Origin of the sequence: Paenibacillus sp. FSL L8-0494 (assembly GCF_038003695.1) — a bacterium.
In the GTDB taxonomy this organism is placed as follows: Bacteria; Bacillota; Bacilli; order Paenibacillales; family Paenibacillaceae; genus Paenibacillus_AQ; species Paenibacillus_AQ odorifer.
The window spans coordinates 1,318,812-1,339,743 of sequence record NZ_JBBOPQ010000001.1 but is presented as its reverse complement, the minus strand read 5'-3'; the positions used below and the strand labels follow the sequence as shown (position 1 = coordinate 1,339,743).

16 protein-coding genes and 1 pseudogene are annotated in these 20,932 nt (G+C 45.5%); 6 read left to right on the top strand and 11 right to left on the bottom strand.

The features are described 5' to 3' along the window. Nucleotides 1-12 precede the first annotated feature (12 nt). From NYE35_RS05935 to NYE35_RS05915, 5 genes are all read right to left on the bottom strand, one after another. Nucleotides 13-894, bottom strand: coding sequence for a carbohydrate ABC transporter permease (locus NYE35_RS05935; protein ID WP_036686803.1), 882 nt, complete (start codon nucleotides 892-894; stop codon nucleotides 13-15). A 101-nt stretch (nucleotides 895-995) separates the two neighbouring features. After that, a complete protein-coding gene (locus NYE35_RS05930; protein ID WP_076100035.1) occupies nucleotides 996-2,318 on the bottom strand; it encodes an extracellular solute-binding protein in 1,323 nt (440 codons plus the stop codon). Between the two features lie 111 nt (nucleotides 2,319-2,429). Further along, nucleotides 2,430-3,218 carry a response regulator transcription factor gene (locus NYE35_RS05925; protein ID WP_339811766.1) on the bottom strand — a complete coding sequence of 263 codons (789 nt, stop codon included), beginning with the start codon at nucleotides 3,216-3,218 and terminating at the stop codon, nucleotides 2,430-2,432. After that, nucleotides 3,215-4,975 carry a cache domain-containing sensor histidine kinase gene (locus tag NYE35_RS05920; RefSeq protein WP_038569068.1) on the bottom strand — a complete coding sequence of 587 codons (1,761 nt, stop codon included), beginning with the start codon at nucleotides 4,973-4,975 and terminating at the stop codon, nucleotides 3,215-3,217. The genes NYE35_RS05925 and NYE35_RS05920 overlap by 4 nt, the downstream gene beginning before the upstream one ends. A 299-nt stretch (nucleotides 4,976-5,274) precedes the next feature. Next, nucleotides 5,275-5,769, bottom strand: a complete 495-nt coding sequence (locus tag NYE35_RS05915) for a DinB family protein (RefSeq protein ID WP_036686798.1) — start codon at nucleotides 5,767-5,769, stop codon at nucleotides 5,275-5,277. 220 nt (nucleotides 5,770-5,989) lie between these two features. Between NYE35_RS05915 and NYE35_RS05910 the strand changes: the two genes are divergently transcribed. Further along, on the top strand, nucleotides 5,990-6,553 hold the full coding sequence (locus tag NYE35_RS05910; protein WP_341120377.1) for a CGNR zinc finger domain-containing protein: 564 nt from the start codon (nucleotides 5,990-5,992) through the stop codon (nucleotides 6,551-6,553). Nucleotides 6,554-6,694: 141 nt separating this feature from the next. On the opposite strand, the gene NYE35_RS05905 is transcribed toward NYE35_RS05910, so the two are convergent. From NYE35_RS05905 to NYE35_RS05895, 3 genes are all read right to left on the bottom strand, one after another. Next, a complete protein-coding gene (locus tag NYE35_RS05905) occupies nucleotides 6,695-7,174 on the bottom strand; it encodes a CDI toxin immunity protein (RefSeq protein ID WP_076100041.1) in 480 nt (159 codons plus the stop codon). Nucleotides 7,175-7,482: 308 nt separating this feature from the next. Beyond that, nucleotides 7,483-8,010 (bottom strand): GNAT family N-acetyltransferase, encoded by a 528-nt coding sequence (locus tag NYE35_RS05900; RefSeq protein ID WP_076104670.1) that lies wholly within the window; start codon nucleotides 8,008-8,010, stop codon nucleotides 7,483-7,485. Between the two features lie 314 nt (nucleotides 8,011-8,324). Then, nucleotides 8,325-10,304, bottom strand: coding sequence for a translation factor GTPase family protein (locus NYE35_RS05895; RefSeq protein WP_341120375.1), 1,980 nt, complete (start codon nucleotides 10,302-10,304; stop codon nucleotides 8,325-8,327). 175 nt (nucleotides 10,305-10,479) lie between these two features. Between NYE35_RS05895 and NYE35_RS05890 the strand changes: the two genes are divergently transcribed. The 4 genes and pseudogenes from NYE35_RS05890 to NYE35_RS05875 all read left to right on the top strand — a co-directional run bounded on the left by NYE35_RS05890 (nucleotide 10,480) and on the right by NYE35_RS05875 (nucleotide 14,738). Beyond that, nucleotides 10,480-11,271 carry an SDR family oxidoreductase gene (locus NYE35_RS05890; protein ID WP_036686790.1) on the top strand — a complete coding sequence of 264 codons (792 nt, stop codon included), beginning with the start codon at nucleotides 10,480-10,482 and terminating at the stop codon, nucleotides 11,269-11,271. 85 nt (nucleotides 11,272-11,356) lie between these two features. Further along, the gene (locus tag NYE35_RS05885; RefSeq protein WP_341120372.1) at nucleotides 11,357-12,331 is read left to right on the top strand and encodes an S-layer homology domain-containing protein; all 975 of its coding nucleotides are present in this window, start codon (nucleotides 11,357-11,359) and stop codon (nucleotides 12,329-12,331) included. Between the two features lie 675 nt (nucleotides 12,332-13,006). After that, nucleotides 13,007-13,321, top strand: a pseudogene (gene trxA / locus NYE35_RS05880) (thioredoxin). Beyond that, nucleotides 13,290-14,738: a DHA2 family efflux MFS transporter permease subunit gene (locus NYE35_RS05875; RefSeq protein ID WP_081386716.1), complete on the top strand. Its 1,449-nt coding sequence runs from the start codon at nucleotides 13,290-13,292 to the stop codon at nucleotides 14,736-14,738. Before trxA ends, NYE35_RS05875 begins: the two are co-directional and overlap by 32 nt. Nucleotides 14,739-16,109: 1,371 nt before the next feature. On the opposite strand, the gene NYE35_RS05870 is transcribed toward NYE35_RS05875, so the two are convergent. Then, the gene (locus NYE35_RS05870; protein WP_036686786.1) at nucleotides 16,110-16,886 is read right to left on the bottom strand and encodes a hypothetical protein; all 777 of its coding nucleotides are present in this window, start codon (nucleotides 16,884-16,886) and stop codon (nucleotides 16,110-16,112) included. 169 nt (nucleotides 16,887-17,055) lie between these two features. Between NYE35_RS05870 and NYE35_RS05860 the strand changes: the two genes are divergently transcribed. Next, nucleotides 17,056-18,111 carry a GIY-YIG nuclease family protein gene (locus NYE35_RS05860; protein ID WP_445321944.1) on the top strand — a complete coding sequence of 352 codons (1,056 nt, stop codon included), beginning with the start codon at nucleotides 17,056-17,058 and terminating at the stop codon, nucleotides 18,109-18,111. 48 nt (nucleotides 18,112-18,159) lie between these two features. Here NYE35_RS05860 and NYE35_RS05855 read toward each other — a convergent pair whose 3' ends face one another. Both NYE35_RS05855 and NYE35_RS05850 read right to left on the bottom strand, forming a co-directional pair. Continuing rightward, a complete protein-coding gene (locus NYE35_RS05855) occupies nucleotides 18,160-18,492 on the bottom strand; it encodes a DUF6468 domain-containing protein (RefSeq protein WP_076141956.1) in 333 nt (110 codons plus the stop codon). 184 nt (nucleotides 18,493-18,676) lie between these two features. Continuing rightward, nucleotides 18,677-20,905: a Tex family protein gene (locus NYE35_RS05850; RefSeq protein ID WP_038569048.1), complete on the bottom strand. Its 2,229-nt coding sequence runs from the start codon at nucleotides 20,903-20,905 to the stop codon at nucleotides 18,677-18,679. Between the last annotated feature and the right edge of the window lie 27 nt (nucleotides 20,906-20,932).

Here is a 20,932-nt window from a genome sequence, read left to right as displayed (position 1 = left end):
AAGCGCCCCTCCTTATGAGTATTGGATCGAATCTTTCGTAGCAGTTAATTTGCGAATGACCCAAGTAATGACGAGACAGATGACGAGCAGGAAGAATCCAATTGCACTCCCGTAGCCAAAATCATAAGCCCGAAAAGCCTGATGATACATATAAGACGCCATCACTTCACTAGAGCCATTAGGACCTCCATCCGTCATAACAAAGATTAAGTCAAAATACTTCAGAGAACCTACAACGGCTAGAACAATCGTAACTTTGATGACTTCCATTGCGAGTGGAAGCTTAATTTTCCAAGCGATTTGTAAGGCAGAGGCTCCGTCAATCTTTGCTGCCTCTTCCAGAGAGGTCGGGATATTCTTGAGTGCTGCGTAATAGATCAGAATATAGAAACCAGCATATTGCCACAGAATGGGAATAAATAAAGCAAACAAAACTAATGTAGGCTCTGCAAGCCATGCAGGAGGATTAGCAAAACCAATGGAAACTAATAAGCTGTTCACAATTCCGTTCGTCGGATGATAAATTCTTAGCCAAAGCTGCGCAATCGCAACGGACGATAACAGCATCGGAATCAGATATATTTTGCGAAACAAGTTAGCTCCCTTGATCCGGGCGGCTAATACCATAGCAATTGCCAAATAAATAATGAGACTTAGGGTAGAAAACAACGCTAACTGCAGAGAGTGCCAAGCACTATTCCAGAAGGTTTGGTCTGTTAGCAAAGCTTTATAGTTATCAAATCCGATAAAAGTCAGAGCGCCTATACCATTCCATTTATTCAGTCCGTAATAACCCGTTAGAACAATCGGAATATATACAATAGCCAGAATGAGAAGCAAGGCGGGAAATACGTATAACGCGATTATTTTTTTGTTAGACATCACTTTATCCAAAGTGTCCGACTCCTTTCCTTCATAAACCGTTTGAGGAAAGGCTTATCCGGCATCACGCTGCCGGATAAGCTAATTGTCCCCTTCACCTAGTTGTCGAAGCTTTAGTTGCCTTTGGAGATGGCTGCGTCATGCTCCTCGGAATACTTCTCCGGCGTCACCGCTTTGCCAAAAAGAGCCTGGATCATATTCAGATGCGTTTCTGCTGCATTGGCACGCATTTGAACATCTGCGAATAAAGTGATGCTGCTAGCCTTGTTCATTTCGTTAAACAAATCGATGTATAGCTGTGGTAGATCCAGTGTGGCGGTGTCCACCTTCGTAGCTGGAATAACGCCTGCTCCAGTTACGGATTGCTCTCCCCATTTGGATACGAAATACTCGACGAATAATTTTGCTTCTTCTTTTACCTCAGAGTTCTCAGCAACAAATAATCCTACGCCTGGTCCACCTACCCAGCTGTTAATGTCTCCCTTCCCGCCTTCCACTGTCGGGAATTTGAAGAAACCAACACTATTACGGAATTCCAGTGGAATTTCTTCATTAGTTGTGAAATTTGGCAGATCCCATGATCCCATCATGTACATTGCTGCCTTGCCATTTACGAACTCTGATTTTGCCTCTTCATTTGATAAACCGTTGAAACCCTTAACAAATGCATTGCTGTCAACAAGTGATTGAACCTCAGAAGCCGCCTTTACTAATCCTTCATCCATAAATGATCCTGAACCACTGATCGCACCTGCAAGTGCCTGTTGGCCTGCGATCCGATCAGCCAGATACATATACCAAAGCGATCCTGTCCAGCGATCCTTATTACCGAGAGCAATCGGTGCAATGCCCCCTTCAGATAGTGTTTTTACAACTTGCTTAAACTGATCGTAGGTTTGTGGAACCTCAAGATTATATTTTTCAAAAATAGCTTTATTGTAGTAGATAGGTGCGATGTTAAACTCAAGTGGAAGCGCATACGTTTTATCGTTAATAGCATAAGCTTCTGTAGTTCCTGCGACGAACTTGTCTTTTAATTCACCATTCAACAAGTCATCTACAGGAGCGAAGAGATTTCCTTCAACGTAAGGCTGCAAAAAGCCAGCGGCCCAAGTTACCCCAACGTCTGGCAATTCGTTAGAAGCAGACAATACCTTCAGCTTATTTTTGTATTGCTCGTTGTCCAGAACCTCTTGCTTGATCACAACATTGGGATGCTCTGTTTGATATTCTTTAATGATTTGATTAACAATTTTATTTTGCCCGGCAGAAACACCTTCTGGCCATAAATGCATGAAGTTAACGGTGACTTTGTCGCTTCCCCCATTTGCACTACCTTTAGATTCACCTGCATTGTTATCTTTTTGACCACAACCAGCTGTGACAAGAACGAGGCACATCGTTAAGAACAATATTGTCCATTTTTTATTGCGCACGCTTACAACCCCTTTTCTATTGTTGTCTAGCGGCCTTGTAACCGCTTAACTAAATTGTAGCTTGGATCCCATGATGTCGTAAGGTCATAAGGATTGGGACTAATACCACTATTATTGGATTCTTTCCTCCGTGGTCATGACGTTCTGGCGGTATTGCCCTGGACTAACATTTTCGAGTGCACGAAATACCTTCACAAAATATTTGGCCGTCTGATAGCCTACTTGTTCCGCGATTTCAGCAATGGACAGCCGTGTGCTCACCAGTAGTTCTTTGGCTCGTTGTACTCTCCTTCTCGTTACATATTCACTGTAAGTCAGTCCCGTCTGCTCTTTGAAAAGGACGCTGAAATAGCTGGCATTCATGTGTAATTGATCCGCTATATCACGCATGGATATCGATTCGTGAAGATGTTCGTCTAAGTATTGGAGTGCCTCACGCACTTGAGTGCTATACACTTTCTCCTGCTGTACCGTTTCCATAAGCTTGGGATCGATCAGCTTCTCCATTCGTTCGATTCGATAAATATCCTCCTTGCGTTTCAATGCCAGTTCCACTGCTCGGACCAGCTTCGTTTTGTCGAGTGGCTTCAGTAAATATTCAACCACACCAAACTGCAAGGCTTTCTGTGCATAGTCAAATTCAGGATGGCCGGAGATCACAATAACCACTGGAGGATGAGGCATTTCGTTCAGCTTTTCAACTAATTCTAGCCCTCCAATCTCAGGCATGCGCACATCGGTAATAAGCAGATTAACTTCGTTATTTTGCAGCCATGCCAGTGCTTCAACACCGCTTGCTGCGGTTTCGATGCGATATTGACCGGATGACCAGGCTTCTAATGTTTTACGAACCCCTTCTCTTGTTCTAGGTTCATCATCTACGATAAGTATAGTTTTCACGTGTTTTTCCCCTCTCCAGGTTCATTCGGTATTTCAAAAGAAATGCTAGTTCCATAACCTTCTTCACTTCGTATTTCAAGCCCGTCCGTATTGTCTACGTAACTGAGTTTCAGTCTCCGCTCTATATTAGCAATACCAATCCCAGTCCCTTTGGAAGACCTCATGCTCCCCTTTTCCATAGTGTGATAGATAGACGATATCTTTGCTGCATCCATCCCTGGACCATCGTCAGTTACCGTAACCAATGTATATCCCGGACGACTTGAGGGCCTGACAATTAGCATGACTGTCCCCGGTCCAACCCTTTGCTCTACGCCATGAAGAATCGCATTTTCGACAAGAGGCTGGATTAACAGCTTCGGTAGCGGAACACTTCGGCAAGCTTCATCTGACTCAATCCGCCAGGATAACCTGTCGAGCATACGCATCTCCATAATCTTCAAATATCTTTCGGCATGGTCGAGCTCATCGCCGATAGTCACCCATTCATCATCATCAGTTCGATTGATGACATAACGAAAAAGCCCCGACATATCAACCACAATTTGAGCTAATTCCTCCTCACCTTTTTCATCGAGGGCCCAGTAGAATGCTTCTAATGTGTTAAATAGAAAGTGCGGATTGATTTGAGCCTGAAGTGCCTTTAATTCTGTGCGACTCTGGACGATCTCCTTCTGATAGACGACTTCAATTAGTTCATTCAGAGAGTGAACCATCTGGTTGTAAGTATTATTGAGCTCATTGATCTCCATAGTTGTAGAAGTGACTGAAATCGGTTTCAAGGTTCCAAATCGTGAACCGCGCATCACTTTTATCAAATTCAGTATAGGACGTGTAATCATCGTGGATAAAATAAAAGTAAAAATGAGAAACAATAAACTGCCAACAACACCGGATACGATGATCGCTGTACGAAGGACAGATATCCCCTCTGTCGTATAGTCAACTGGAGTGAGGATTACTAGCCTCCAACCTGTTGCCTTGGACTGCTTCTGAATCACAATGTAGTCTTCACCGCCAACCTCAACCTTTTCTCCTCCATGATCCAGTATCTTATTCGCATTGACATTTACGGAAAAATCGGAAGAAATTTGCCGTCCCGCTTCATCAAATAATCTCATTAATTCACGCGTTTCCGCCTGTGAGCTGTCCACCTCATCCGTAAGCTGGAAGTAACTTTTCTCAATTTGAACCATAATATAGCCAGCTTTCGTGAATGAATGATCAATCAGTCTAATATTACGAATCGCGATGACGATATCCGAATTCCGCGGGTCAAGTCCAAACCATACGAGACGTCCTTTGCCCTCGTCCACCCGGCTGATCCATTCTTCTGATACTCGATTGTTCAGGCTGGCGTCATCAACAGAAAGTAATTTCTGATAATCACCTGCATACAGCTCAATGGAACGAATCCCTGTCGCATACGCCTCATATTTACGTACTTCCTGCTGGATGGTTTGACGTTCGGCGAAGCTGATCGGCTTTCCTTCGGCCTCTTGAGCGAGTAATCGCTGAATGGAGGCGTTGGTTGCCACTTGCGCCGTCAACGTGTTAATCTGCCGGATCAGTACATCCAATTTGCCCGTTGCCTGAACTGCAGTCTGTTCAATATGCTTCTCCGCACTATTGCGTAATAGAACCGAAACTTGACCGTACATAAAAAAACCAACCGTGGCGAGTACGATCACCATGACAAACATAAAACCCAGGAAAATTTGATTACGCAATGTGTTTAACTGTCCAAACCTCGTCAATCTTTACACTCCCCTCCGCCAGATAGACTTGATTCCTCATCAAAAAAGATGACCCTTGAATCTTCAGGAATCATCTACAGCTCTAGTTATTTGTTAATTCAGCCTTTGGATTATATGATATCAGTGATTAGTTTCTGAGCCCATATCCATATCGCGTTTTAATTTATCCAAATCAACCAAAAAAAGCAATATAGAATATATACTCATGCCTACCAGAGTTGCACAAAAAAACCGTACCTCCGCTGACCCGGGTATACCGGAATAGCAGTGTACGGCTTGTATTTTTAAATATGGAGGTTCTAATTAAAACTACGGTTGGACACCCAAGAACCCTGCAATTTACGCAGCATAATAATTTGTCCAGTATGGTAAGAATCGTGTAGGATAAGGCTCATTACCTCTTCCCCTGGCGCATGACCCGAACCGCCCCAATCATACGCGCCTTCTTCCAGCGCTTCAATGATTTCTCTAAGAGCAGCATGCACGTCTTTCAGGTCTGCAACGGCTTTCGCCCATGCTTCTTCTCCTTCAGCTGTTACAGTAAAGGTATCATCGTTGCTTTCAGCATCGGGTTGTTTGGGCAACCCTTTTAGCTTTCGCAGCAAACGCACCTTATAATAAGTTAGATGGTTAACCGTTTCCCAGATAGAATTGGCCGCCCCACCCTCTGGCTTCCAGAGAGCCTGTTTGCTATCCACACCTTCCAGCGCATCGCTAAGCGGCGGAGCCCAATCCTCGATATCCATGCAATAATCCCAATTTTGGAGCAAGACCTCACTGATTTTATTTTGCATGTTCAACCTCCTAAAAATTTGTGTAAACATAAACTTCATGGTGTAGCTTCAAAAAGAACTACTTCAAAGCGAACTAATATGTAACGACTTAAACCATAATATAGTGGTTACAAAAGAAATGTAGCATATTTCCAGATTGTATTCAAGTAACTAGCTAAACTTATTTTTAACTGTTACAATGATTTGTAATGAGCGTTGAATCGGAAAGGATGAACAGACCGTGTTGTGGGAGGATTTCATTAACAGTTACTGGCGGGATTGGCGAACAGGAGATAAGAATAAAGACCGGGACAGACTCGATGAAGAAGAGTGGGTTTTTAAATGGCTGAAGGAGTATGCTCTATTAGAAACACAGATGCCGAACACGATAGAAATGGCGCAGCTTAAAAAGCTTCGCTCACTACTATGGAACTGGGTACAGGCCATTGTGCAAGGAAACTCGGTGTATGGAGAAATACTGGAACAGCTCAATGTCTATATGGACAAGAGTCCTGTTATACGGCGAATTGTGTGGAAAAGCGACGAGCAAGCGGAAATAAAGCTATTGCCACTCCATAGTGGCTGGGAGCAGGTAATGGCGGAGATTGCAGCGTCTTTTGCCGAGGCATTACTTGAAAAAGAACCCACAAGATTCCGTATCTGCGAGAATCCCGATTGCCTCTGGGTCTATTACGATGATACACGCAACCGCTCCAAGCGGTACTGCGATGACAAAGCCTGTGGCAACCTTATGAAGGTGCGGCGTTTCCGGGCGCGGAAGAAGGCTGAGTCTGAGGGGGAATAAAGTCTATAGGCTAATAGATCATATTAAAACTCTTATACTTAATATAAGCTTGTTATGTGTATGAAGGATAAACTTGAGGTTATTAGCGCAGTGTGAATTACGTACATTTTTTACTCTCTGTGCATCCATTAGAGCCTATGGTTAAGCTGGTAATGGAGGAGGCGAGATCCAACCCACTGTTAAATCCCCCTCGTGATGACTTTCAATAATAATTCCTTTATCCAAATTCACAATCCATGTATCAAATCCAACAGCAATAACATCATTGAAATTGTTTATAATATTTTTTAAATTAGTCTCCACTACCGGAAGATTGAACTCATTCCACACAATAAAATAGTTATCACGCAATAAAATAGACTCTATGTCTTTCAGTTCTTCCGGTGTCTTAAAGGATTTCTTTTGATCAATAGATTCCCAGTCAATCCGCGCCCACTGTGTGAAATTAACTATACTCTCCATCATAGCTACAATCTCGGACGACTTTTCTAAACTATATATTCTTGTGTTGGGACCTAAAGCTTCGATACACTCACTGTACAGAGAACCTGATAAGTTCTCTATTTTCACTCTTTTTTTCAGTTGCTCCATACGAAATAGCCGTGATTGTTTATCACTCACTTTCTCACAACCTTTAACTCATCCTATTTTTTAGTGAAAAAAACCTGGCCTTCTCTAGATAGTTTTGTGCACGGAGCTTTATGAACTCATGAAATAGCTGCATTTCATACACTTATTCCGCATCCAAATGGGATCTTCAAGACTTTAATTGTATTCTGTACACTTAAAAACTAGAAAATGTGCCCAATGAGTAATAAATCACGAAAATAGGTGTACGAAATACAGTTATATTTTTTGACGGGTTATTCGCAGGATTATAGTTGTACAAAATACAGTTAAAAGCTTCTGTACATCGCTCCCCTTGGCTCTTAACCCCCAACAACTCCAATATCCCTCCATCCAATCATGATCTCTTCGACGACCTCATTCCCAATCTTCACTTCTTTTGTCGCAACAGATTGCCCACCCACTTTGTGATAGAAATGAATCGCGGGATTTCCTGTTACCACCCAAGTCATGAACGAGCTATAATTTTCCTCCAATAAATTCTGTGCTACGCTTCTTATGAGTTGCCTTCCAAGACCCTTTCCTTGCTGTTCCTTAAGCAAATAGAGTGCATATAGCTCCGCATCATAGAGATCTGAGAGATCTGGCCCTCTTCGCGCTCCTCCATTTGCAAAACCAATAATCGTCCCAGCCTCATCTTCAGCCACATACATAACCTCGTCTTTATTGGGGTTTTCAAAATTCCGAATCCAGAGCTCCCTTCTTGCTTCCACTGTAATTTTATCGAGAAACTCATCTGATATTAGCCCTCTGTATGTGGTTTTCCAACTCGTAGCGTGGACAAAAGCGATCCCGTCTATATCACTAGCTGTTGCTTCTCTAATCTTCAATTTAATTCCCCCTTAGATTTCCGATAAAAGCTTCAGCTAGTCCAACATTGACTAGTGTTCAACCACTTATTCCTCTCAAACAAACTATTGAAATCACTTTGGGCTACTGAATTGATATGTTTTTCTGAGCTGTATAATATTCACATGCCAACTAAAAAACGAGGAGATGTCTTCTACTTCTACTTCTACTTCTACTTCTACTGGAGCTACTTTCATATCTTCTAATAGTTTTCTGAGTATATCTTAGTACCAACATCCTCGCACACTCTCTAGTTTTTTATTCCCCGTCAGCCCATTTAGTACTCTAGCTCAATTTAACCTTGCAGTGCTTTTCGCACGCTTAATATATATTTTGCCTGATCAAGTGGGTTCACGCCCCGGCGGGTGCGCTCAGCAGATACGTCTGGTGGGCATTCTTCATAGCCGGCAAAAAAAGAAGTAAACGTGCTGCGCCCCTTCGTGTAGGAGCTTAAGCTGATGGGATAATCGAGCGACGTTGCCAACGGCAGACGTCCTTCGATGATCATCCGTTCGCCTTGCAGCACGGGAGGCTCGAACGTACCACGCATCTGCACAAGGTCGTTCATCACCCGTCCGCCATTCTCCTCAGGAACCACGATGCGAACCTGCAGAATCGGCTCTAGGAGTTTAGTGCCTACCCGAGCGAGTCCGTCCATAATTCCCATCGGAGTCGCCACCGCAAAATCCAGCGGATGGGTATGCCATACATGATGTTGTCCCTCGATCAAGGTCACTTTAAGATCGGTAACCTCCCAGCCATACAAACCCTGTTGTAAGGATTCTGGTACTCGGCGTGCGGTTTCGCTCTGATATTGCGGCAGCAGGTCGGAACTCCGCACTACCGAATCGTAGACTAAACCACTGCCCGGAGATCCCGGCTCAATCTGAAAGCGTAGAATCGCCCAGCACGGTTTCGGCATCGTGTAAGCAATAAAACCTTCCCCGGCACGGGCTGGCGTTTCTTTATATATGACAGAAGGCTGACCGAAAGTAACCTTCAGCGCATATCGCTCCTCCAGAACACTGTTCAGAATCTCCAGCTGAATCGGTCCCATTACTTTGATATGCAGCTCCCGCTCATCCTGCAGCCACTGCGCATCCAAAAGCGGATCTTCATCCGCCAGTTCCTGCAGCGCTCCGATAACCTTATGGTCATCCACATCTGGTTCCCAGAATACACGCACCGTTAGCAGCGGCACAGCCAGCTTCGCCTCCTCCGGAATGGCCCCCGGATGGCCGAGCACATCTCCGATGCGCACCCCTGAAAGGCCATAGATAACAGCAATATCTCCGGCTTCAAGCGCTCCGACATCCTCGGTCCGACCACCTTCGACCTTGCGGATCTGGGTCACTTTCCCCTGAATATCCTGCGTATAATTCATCAGCGTATCGCGGTTACGGATCGTCCCTTCATAAAGGCGGACAAACGCCATCCGTCCCATACTTTTATCACGCTGAATATTGTATACGATGCCTGACACCGCCCCCTCCACATTCCCACCAGCGCGCGGAAAATACTCAACCATCGCATCCAGTAAGGCAGTAACCCCAAGCCCCTTGGCGGCGACGCCATAAACCATCGGAAAAAAGCGGCCTGATGAGGAGGCTGTTTTCATATATTTTTTCCATTCAGCCAAATCAATAGTGCTACCTGACATATACTTCTCCAACAGCTCTTCGTCCCGTTCCGCTAACGCCTCTAATAATTCTGTTCGCGCGCTAGCATCAGCTTCGTTCTCCCATAAATCTCTTGCTCCTATGTACCCCTTCTCTTTGCCGATGGGTTGCTGAACTGGAATGATATCACTAGACAAATAATTTCGCGCTTCTGCCAGCACAGCTTCAGGGTTAGCGCCTACGCGATCCATTTTGTTCACAAAAATAAGCGTGGGGATTCCCAGCTTCCGCAGCGCGTTCCAGATCATCTCACTTTGGGCCTGCACACCCTCCACGGCTGAAAGAATAAGCACCGCACAATCCATCACCCGCAAAGACCGCTCAACTTCGGACAGAAAATCGACGTGCCCCGGGGTATCGACCAGATTAATATGCACACCTTTCCAAGCAAAAGAAGCCAATGCCGCCCGTACGGATATCCCCCGCTGCCGCTCCACATCCATTGAATCCGTCAATGCCGTCCCAGTGTCTACGCTACCAAGCGCGCGAATGCGACCGCTTTCATACAAAATATGCTCCGTTGTTGTCGTCTTCCCGGCGTCCACATGGGCAAATATCCCCACATTAATCCGTTCTGCTCCCTGCTGCTGAATCATCTATAGTTCCCCTATCATGAGCTAGATTTATCTGAATTTATATTATTTACATCCTTATATTCCATAGTAATATATCCACCCACGTTGTTCCACCCTCCAGTTCAATTGGTTAGATTCAGCTATGCCGGGTATGTAATTACTAATAAGAAATCTAACGCCGAGGAGGAAATTCATCATGACAGATAAACGTTTGCAGGATAAAGTTGCAGTGGTTACAGGTGCTGGTTCCGGTATTGGAAAAGCTACAGCCATAAGGTTTGCCCAACACGGAGCTAAGGTATATATGCTTGACCGCACTCCCGAGGATTCCTATGAAACTAAACGTGAGATTGAATCTATTGGCGGTACAGCAACAGTAATTGAATGCGATGTCTCCAATCCAGGTCTGGTCGAAGAAAGTATTCGTAAGGTTGGGGAGGCGGCCGAGAAGATTGATATTGTTTTTGCCAATGCTGGCATTAATGGTACATGGTCTCCAATCGAAACACTAGAAATCGAAGATTGGGACCAGACACTGGATACCAACCTACGCAGCACCTTTGCCACAGTAAAATATGCCATCCCCCATATGAAAGAAAATGGCGGCAGCATCATTATCACCAGCTCCATTAACGGCAACCGAGTATTCTCGAACATTGGCGCTTCCGCTTACTCATCTTCCAAGGCAGGACAAGTTGCTTTTATGAAAATGGCTGCACTAGAGCTGGCGCAATACGGCATCCGAGTAAATGCCATCTGTCCTGGATCAATCGATACACAAATTGGAGATAATACGTATAAAAGCGATGATCTTCAAAAAGTGAAGATTCCTGTGGAATTTCCGGAAGGTAATCATCCGCTGGAAAATGCACCGGGTAAGCCTGAGCAGGTTGCCAATCTGGTATTATTTCTCGCATCGGATGAATCTTTTCATGTTACGGGAACTGAGATTTATGTAGATGGTGCCGAGTCACTCCTGCGCGGATAAGTTTTTACTCGAATCGTTATAATATTTTAAAATCTATGCAACATTTTGGTCTAATCTACCATCTAAGAGTATGGAGGTGACGCAAATGAAAAAACCATTATTCATAAATAACGCTAAACAAATGACTATAGCCTGCGGCATTTTGGCAGCGAGTGTGTCTTTTGGGGCATCCGCTTTTGCTTTTTCAGATTTGAAAGGTGATCCTGCGGAAGCAAAAATCAACTCTTTGCATAAAGAGGGGATTATAAACGGAGTAGACAAAGATAAGTTTGCCCCTAAATCTAAGGTAAGCTTTGCGCAAGGGATACAATTCATCGTTGGGGGTCTGAATCTGACTCCGCAACCAGCGGTAGGTAGTAATTCTTCCAAAGCCAGTGATTATTTCGATAAAGTAAACGACAAAGCCTGGTATGCTTCGGCTTTCCTGACTGCCAAGCAAAATGGTCTTTCACTCGACCGGACAGTGGATCCTAACGGAACCATCACCCGTGCTCAGTTCGCTCACTTATTGACGCAAGCGCTGCAAAGTAAAGGTAACTTCCCTGTTACGCTGATGTATGTAGACATTAAGGATGGCGATAAACTCTCTACGGAGGTTATAAATAGTCTCCAGATCCTGCTGAATACACATATTGCCACACTCGATAAGAACGGTAATTTCCGGCCAAATGATGCTATTACCCGCTCTGAAGCAGCCGCTCTCATCTATGATGCAGCAACTTTTGCTAAACGTGTAATTGTATCTAATGGCAGTCCCACTACTCCCACCTACGAAACAGAGGTTACGTTGACCAAAGCGGGTGAAGGCGTAAATAAAGCCACACTTACCGTTAATAATCTGCCTAACCCCGGGTATGGGCTGGTGATTGAGCGAATCGAATTTGGTAAAGACAATACGGCTGTGATTTACTTTAACGTGACTGCTCCTGAACCAGGGAAAATGTACGCGCAGGTGATCACAAAGGCATCTGTTGCCACTTATCTGCCAGATGGATACAAAGCTGTCGCTCAACCTGTAACTGGCTCTGCTTCTTATTCGTCTTCTAGCGCGGCACAATAATATAAATTCAACTTGAAGGTTTTAGAGTTAAGAGTCCGACGCAGCTGCGGTGTATATTTGGACTTCCAGCTGCCGTTTATGACGGCTGAGATACGGAGAAGGGATGCCTCAAAAGCCATCATATGGCTGCTGAAGCATCCCTTGTTTGCTGTTTGTTGTTCCTTCCCCCTTTATCCCAACTCCGAACTCTGATTGATTAAGTAACGCCGCTATCGGACTCAGATGACCTTAACACAGCTGTTTCTTGTCTAGTTCTCTCTGAGTTCTCTCTGAGTTCTTTCAAACTTACAAAATTGACTGCGTTTTGGGTGAACCCGGCATCCCCTTGTTGTGCTTGAGAAAAACAGAAAAACCGCAAAAACCCTTGATTATACAAGGATTTTACAACCCGCTAGTGACCGAATTGCATGCCCGATTCAGGTTCGTGTGGCAGCAATATCGTGGAGGTTCGAGTCCTCTCGACCGCATCATTTACAATCATAGATCTATCAACTGCTTCAAGCGCACTTAACGGATCTTTTTGTTTTATATGTACAAGCACAGGAGTAAGTGAAAATCGGTTTGACAAAATACTGATTTAGATATATTGTGGATACACTAAGTCTATTATTTATCCTAATTATAGATATAATGGATCTATAATATATTTTATCAATCTTGAAAGGATGATTCATAATGGCAGTTCTCCATGCGGAAGATGCTACTTTTGCACAACTCATTCAACCGAAAGGAATAACTGTAGTCAACTTCTGGGCGCCCTGGTGCGGACCGTGCCGGATGTTTGCACCTGTGCTGGAAGAGTTTGAGCGGGAGTAGGATGCTACAATAACTGTAGTGAAGGTCAATGTGGATGACAACCCAGAGACGACTGGAAAATACCACGTGATGAGTATACCGGCCACACTCATATTCAAGGATGGACAACCACGGCAACAAGAGGTGGGGATATTATCCATACATGCCTTGCAGCAGCTCACTGCATCCGAATAATACCTCTGAAAGCGGTGAAGACAGCTTGACTAATAAACCCAGCATTATTGTAGCCTCTCTGGTGGTTGCCAATTTTCTAGCCCAATTAATGCAAACGATGTTAAATACGGCGTTGCCGCGTGTCATGCAGGATCTTGCCATTCATGAGAATCAAGCGCAGTGGCTGATTACGGTGTACTACCTGATGATAGGTATAACTGTTCCTGTTGCTGGATTTTTGATCGGAAAGTTTACTACGAGGGCCTTGTTCATGGCCTCTGTCGGAGCGTTCACAGCAGGAACACTGATTGCCGGGATCGCCTGGAGTTTCCCCCTAGTCCTGACGGGGCGTTTGGTTCAAGGCATCGGTGCGGGTCTGCTGTTCCCTCTGTTTCAGACGACGATACTCAGAGTCTTCCCGAAGGAGAAAATCGGTGCAGCGATGGGAGTAGTCGGTTTGGTTCTGGGGTTGGCTCCTGCACTTGGGCCTACTCTGTCTGGGTTCGTGGTTCAGAATCATTCATGGAGACTGTTGTTTTATGCTGTGGCTCCGCTCGCAGCCGCCAATTTATTCTTAGCGCATTTCACGCTGCGGAACGTGGGAGAGACTCATCAGACCAAGCTCGACACCAGGTCCATTATCTACTCTTCACTCGGATTCGCTGGTATATTATATGGTTTTAGCATTGTCGGGGAAGAAAAGGGAAATCCTGTTGTCGCAGGGATCATCCTTCTGGCCGGATTCCTGATCGTGGCGCTGTTTATTAAAAGACAGCTCAAGCTCACGGCACCTTTGCTCGATTTCAAGCTGTTTCGGCACCGCTCCTTTACCCGTTCTTCTATTGTGGGGGTGATCTTATTTGCGGTGATGGTGGGAGTTGAACTCCTTCTTCCTCTGTATGCACAGACGATAAGAGGCTTAACACCAAGGGAGTCCGGGCTTATGTTGTTGCCAGGTGCACTGCTGATTGGTGTCTCCGGTCTGATCTCAGGCAGACTATATGACCGGTTTGGGGTTAGCCGCGTAACCCAGGGAGGATTTCTGCTCATTCTGATCATGGCAGTGGCTCTTGCCCTCACGTTATCAACAGAGACGTCCTTTAATCTACTGGTTATAATGTATGCCCTGCTTATGTTTGGAGTAGGGGCAGTTATGGCTCCAATTACGGCCTATGCCATGGCAAGTATCCCCAACACCATGGTTGCACATGCTTCTCCAATGACAATCACGCTGCGCTCGCTCAGCGGTTCAATAGGAGGCGCCTTGCTTGTAACGATAATGACTTCTACTGCGAGTGCCAGTTCCTTATCCTTTCCATTGGATATGCTCAAAGGGGTCCACATTGCATTCTGGACGTTGACGGCTCTTGCCGGATTAGGATTATACTTGTCTTTTCATCTGCAAGAAGCGAGAAAGCTTAAACCTGCTAATATTTAATTTCTTAATCTATCCTGTATTACCCGGCAGAATCCTCTGCCGGTTTTTTTGGTGTGGCTTCCGGTGCAGGGGGAAATTCCTGAAGCGCACTTGAGACTCCATGCTTAAAGCATATTTCCCGAAAAAAAGCTGTACTGATTATAATTTTTGCCCCCACTTTTACAGAGGAGGCCCCACCAGGGTCTGACACATATTTAAGCAGAGGTGGGACGTCTTTGGTAATTCCCCATAGATCGTCTCATAATCCAACTTGTTGTTAGCTATCGGACTCCATCGTCGCTATTGTCTCAAAAAGCATTCAATATGAACCTATTTCTAACGAATAGCTGCACTGGGGTCCGAACTGTGCTCCAATCGCTAAAAACATATGAATAGCGTCATCTGGGTCCTCAGCTAACTCAGGCTCAGAAATGCTGATTACTTGGCAGTGAGGATTATCAAACTACGAGCGATTAGATCATATTTGTGTGCATGTAGCTATTAGACGGTAATGAACATCAAACTTCGAGCGATTAGATCATATTTGAGTGCATGAGGCTATTTGATGGTGATGAACATCAAACTTCGAGCGATTAGATCATATTTACACGGACGCAGCAGCTATCGGACTCAGATGACCTTATACGCAAAAATATGCCACTTTTACGATGCTATCGGACTCCATCGTCGCTATTGGCTCAAAAAGCACCATAAATATGCCTTTTTCTAATGAATAGCTGCACTGGAGTCCGAAACTGTGCTCCAATCGCTAGAAACACGCGAATAGCGTCATCTGGGTCCGTAAGGATCAGCGTGTATCAACGGATATGAAAATCCGCTGAAGCAGGTAGCCAAAAACAATATACAAATCAGCGATGCTCCAATGTTTGCGTTATGCGAACGCAGCAGATGGGTGTGCAGAAGATAGGTGTGTAGTAGATAGGTGCACAGCAGTTAGGTGCACAGCAGTTAGGTGCACAGCAGTTAGGTGTCCAGCAGTTAGGTGTGCACCAGTTAGGTATGCAGCAGTTAGGTGTGCAGCAGTTAGGTGTGCAACAGATGGGTCTACAGCGGATAGGAATGCAGCTACTATCGGACCCAGTTGACCTTATTCGTTGCATAATCGCACATTTGGACTACTAAAGGACTCCATCGTCGCTATTGGCTCAAAAAGCACCATAGATATGCCTTTTTCTGATGAATAGCTGCACTGGAGTCCGAAACTGTGCTCTAATCGCTAAAAAAACGCGAATAGCGTCATCTAGGTCCGTAAGGATCAGCGTATGCCAACGGATGTGAATAATCAGTTGAAGCAGGCAAACAGCGTCCATAATAGCGCCATCTGAGTCCGTAAGCTAAGGCGTCCATATTAGCGTCATCTGAGTCCGTAAGCTAAGGCGTCCATTGATCATGAATAATGCCGACTAATGCATGGTCTTCTCCGATCTTCTCAAAAACTAGACGCAGGCTGCGCCAATCCATTCCCTCGACAGAAGGATCGATACCAGCAATATGATATTCAACGAAATCATATTGCTCCTTTGGATACACTTCGTTTAAGTTGTTGATCGTCGTCCCTTGTCCAAGCCCCTTGTTCACAGCAATCTCGGCCTTCTGAATGAAGTCCGCATCGTAGACAAACCGCTTGTAGTAATCTGCGAATGTAAGCTCGATTAAATCACCGGAGCCAGCAAAGGTTCGCCAGACTCTTTTGGTAGAGTCATTCATTAATCCTTCTACTTCCTCCTGGGTGAATACAAGATCATTTTTTGTATCCACGTATGCATATGGAGAGAAGCGTAGCCCTTTATCCCGATGTACCCACGCCGCTAATTGCTTCATATCCTTATTCTTAATGGAGTTCATTACCGTAGACGCCGCTTCCTCAACTAATGGCGGCAATCCCTCTAGATCCTGCGGCTGCCCCGTACTTGATGTCTTCGTCTCCTGTGGTAGTTCCGTCTCCTGTGGTGGTTGTGTAGTAGCCGCTGGCTGTGCAGTTTGTGTGTGCTCTGGTGTCTGCTTTGGCGTCTGCACTGGTGCCTGCTCTTGTGACTGCTCAGGCGTCTGCTTCGGCTCCGTTCCCGCTTCTGGCGTTCCACTGCAGGCTGTAAGCCATAACATAGCTGCTATAAGCGCCAGCCCACCGATTTTTTTTGCGAAGTACATAAGATCCCTCCTTAGCTTTGATTCTTCACTCTTTAGACTGATTTGAACAAATGAAGGTTGCAAGCTTATACTAAAACTATCAATCATACAACTCTTATGAGAGGGCGGGGTTACTATTCATTTAACAGAAAAACTTAAAAGCCTTCCCCTAACTCCCGGCGTTTATCTCATGAAGGATAATCTCGGTCATATTATATATGTTGGCAAGGCAAAACAGTTAAAACGGAGAGTCCAATCCTATTTTCAAAACTCAAAATCTCATTCCCCAAAGGTTAAACAGCTTGTAAGAAATATTAAAGATCTGGAAATCATCCTTACGGATACCGAATTTGAAGCCTTTATGCTGGAATGCAAATTAATTAAAGAGATCAAACCCATGTACAATAAAAAAATGAAAAATCCGCAGGCTTATACCTATATCGTAATAGGAGCGGATGAAAAAATACGTTCGTTAGAGATTACCTATGATCCTGCGGTCAAAGAAGGCACTCAGGTTTTTGGTCCCTATACAAGCAGAAGCACCGTGGAACGGGCCGTGCAAGGCATTAAAGAAAGTTCAAGAATCCTTTGCAGTAACCCTAGCTTTAAAAATTCCCTATGCCTAAACCATTCGCTTGGCCTATGCATAGGGATGTGTGCAGGCGGAGATGCCGCTGTTCAATATAATAAAATTATTGATCGAGTCATTGGCTTACTAAACGGCTCAGATTCCAGTATCCTTGAGGAAATGGAGCAACGGATGGCAGTGGCCGCGGAGCACTATGACTTCGAAACCGCCGCCAAATACAGGGACTATATTGGAGCTGTCAGCTTCCTGATTCACAAAGAGAAGGTCATCGAATTCGCACAGGAGAATCAGAATATCGCAGTTCTTGAGGCCATGAATGAACAGACGCTTAAACTTATTCTGCTCAAGGGCAACCGTATCCTGTCCCATACCAAGCTACAATATGATCAACCGGATATCACCCACCTGCAAGTGGCAATAAAGTCAGCGATTATGAACACCTTTCAGAGTGAAACCAATCAGACCTCGGCAGCGATCGGGCGCCATGAGATTGACGAAGCACAAATAATATACAGCTATTTAAAAAGCAGCTCCTGCAGCTACATCATCATTCAAGAGGATTGGCTTGCAGCTGAGCAACGTTCCAATATGGAGGCTTCGGTAAATGAGCTGTTGCAGATTTTTTTAAATGCGGTTCCTTCTCATTCTTATAATTAAAAAGATTTCGTAACTGCGGTAAATGTTTGGACTTCCGGCTGATTATAGTTAACGGCGGCCTGCCTTTGCAGGCTGCATTTTTCGGTTTCGCTTCAACAATTTTTTATAGCGTTTCTGAGTGTATAGCACCTCGCCCGCCTCCATTACCGTTTCCTTCGCCTCATTAACAACCAGCTTAGTTTCCTCCACACATTCCTTCATACGACTGATCTCCGATTTAAATTCCTCAGATCTGTCCTTCGCTTGCTCCAACGTGACCTGAATATTTCCCTTCATCTCATCTATAGGTTCTTTCAATCCCTCTACCGATTGCTTAACTCCATCAAGGGATTGCTTTAGGCCATTCACACTATTCTTTAATTCTTTCAATGGATTTCCCACATCTATCTCCTCCTAGTAATAAACGCTTAGTTCAACTGTTACTCTAAACTTACCCAAGAGTGCACGTCCTTCACTACTTTAATGACAAAAAAGGTTGCAGCTGAAAATAATCAACAAGAAGCCAGTCCCCAATAATAGGAGACTGGCTTCTTGTTGTCGTTCTTTGAGGATCAGTGCGATCTGTCTACTTCACGCTTCCCGCCTCAACACGCGGCGGACGCATGGTCAGGCTGACCCGGCCCTTCTTCAGGTCAACACCCATCACCCAGACGGTGACATTGTCTCCTACGGAGACGACGTCCATCGGGTGCTTCACAAAGCTGCCGCTGAGCTGGGAAATATGCACCAGCCCATCATTTTTGATGCCGATATCGACGAATGCGCCGAAATCGATAACGTTGCGGACGGTTCCCTGCATTTCCATGCCAGGAACCAGATCCTCGATCTTAAGCACATCGGTGCGGAAGATCGGCAGCGGCAGCTCCTCGCGCGGATCGCGGCCCGGACGCTGCAAGCTCTCCAGGATGTCGCGCAGCGTAGGCACGCCGACATCCAGCTTCACAGCCAGCTCCTCGGCATTTTGTACCTCAAGCTGTGAGGCTACTTCTTTGCTGCCAAGCTTATTCACATCGAGGCTTAGCTCACGGAACAAACGATCCACCACCGGATAGGACTCGGGGTGAATAGGCGTGCGGTCCAAGGTGTTGTCTCCACCCGGAATCCGCAAGAAGCCGATACATTGCTCATAGGACTTGGCACCTAGACGAGGAACCTTTTGCAGCTGCTTCCGGGTCGTGAACTTGCCGTTCTCTTCCCGGAATTTAACGATATTCTTAGCAATCGTTCCATTAACCCCTGCTACATAAGAGAGCAAGGCAGGAGATGCCGTATTGACATCTACGCCAACATGGTTAACCGCCGATTCCACGACGGCTTTAAGACTCTCCTCCAGATGCTTTTGGGAGACGTCATGCTGGTACTGTCCCACACCTATAGCTTTCGGATCGATCTTCACCAGCTCCGCCAGCGGGTCTTGCACACGGCGGGCGATAGAAGCCGCGCTGCGCTCCGCTACATCCAGATCCGGGAATTCCTCCTGCGCCAGCTTGGAAGCAGAATAGACACTCGCTCCCGCTTCATTAACGATCAGGTACGCCAGCTCTGGATTGCCAATCTCGGCAATCACTTCTGCCGTAAACTGCTCCGTTTCACGCGAGCCTGTGCCATTGCCGATTACGATGAGCTGAATGCCGTACTTAGCAATCAACTCTTTGAACTTAGCAGCAGCTTCGCGCTTCTTGTTATTCGGCGGCGTCGGATAGGTCACGGCTACCTCTAGCAGCTTACCAGTATCGTCTACAACGGCTAGCTTACATCCAGTACGGTATGCAGGGTCAACCCCCAGAACACAACGCCCCTTGACTGGCGGTTGCAGCAGCAGGCTACGTAGATTGCCAGAGAAGATCGAAATCGCCTGGTTCTCCCCACGTTCGGTCATCTCTCCACGAACTTCGCGCTCTACTGAAGGAGCAATCAAACGTTTGTAGGCATCCTCAGTCACTGCTTCCAGCAGTTCCTTCACCGGGGATGGCCCTTTAATAATTTTCCGTGCAATATAGGCATGAATTTTATCAGTGACGACCTCAATGCCTACCTTTAATATATTTTCACGCTCACCACGGTTAATTGCTAGGATGCGGTGAGGTGGCATTTTGTGTACAGGTTCACGGTAACTATAATAATTTTCGTATACGGATTCTTGTTCTGCATCCTTTGCTTCAGACACAAGAATACCTTGACTTGCTGTATACTGGCGAACCCAAGAGCGGATCGCAGGATCATCTGCTATGTTCTCGGCAATGATGTCCAGTGCGCCTTGCAGCGCTTGGTCTGCGCTCTCTACTCCCTTTTCCACATCAATATATTTCGATGCTTCAGTCTGCGGGTCCCCTTGTCTTTGCTGCTCCAAGATCCAGTTAGCCAGCGGCTCAAGTCCTTTTTCCTTCGCAACACTAGCCCGCGTCTTACGCTTTTGCTTGAAGGGACGATACAAGTCCTCTACTTCCTGAAGCTTGACCGCATTGATAATTTGCTCATGAAGCTCCTTGGTCAGCTTGCCCTGCTCTTCAATATTGCGTATAACGTCTTTTTTACGTTCGCCTAGATTGCGAAGATAACCCAGCCGTTCTTCAATATCACGAAGCGCATTCTCGTCCAGCTCACCTGTCATTTCCTTCCGATATCTGGCGATGAACGGAATGGTATTTCCCTCATCCAGCAATCCTACCGTAGTGCGTACCTGTTTCACACTAATGTTCAATTCCTTGGCAATCGCTACGGTTATCAATTCCTGCTCCCGCTGTGCGTTTGCCTCATCCGTAATGACTTCCGTATTGCTGTTATCTACCGCCATTAGTATCCCTCTTCCCGTACACAATCT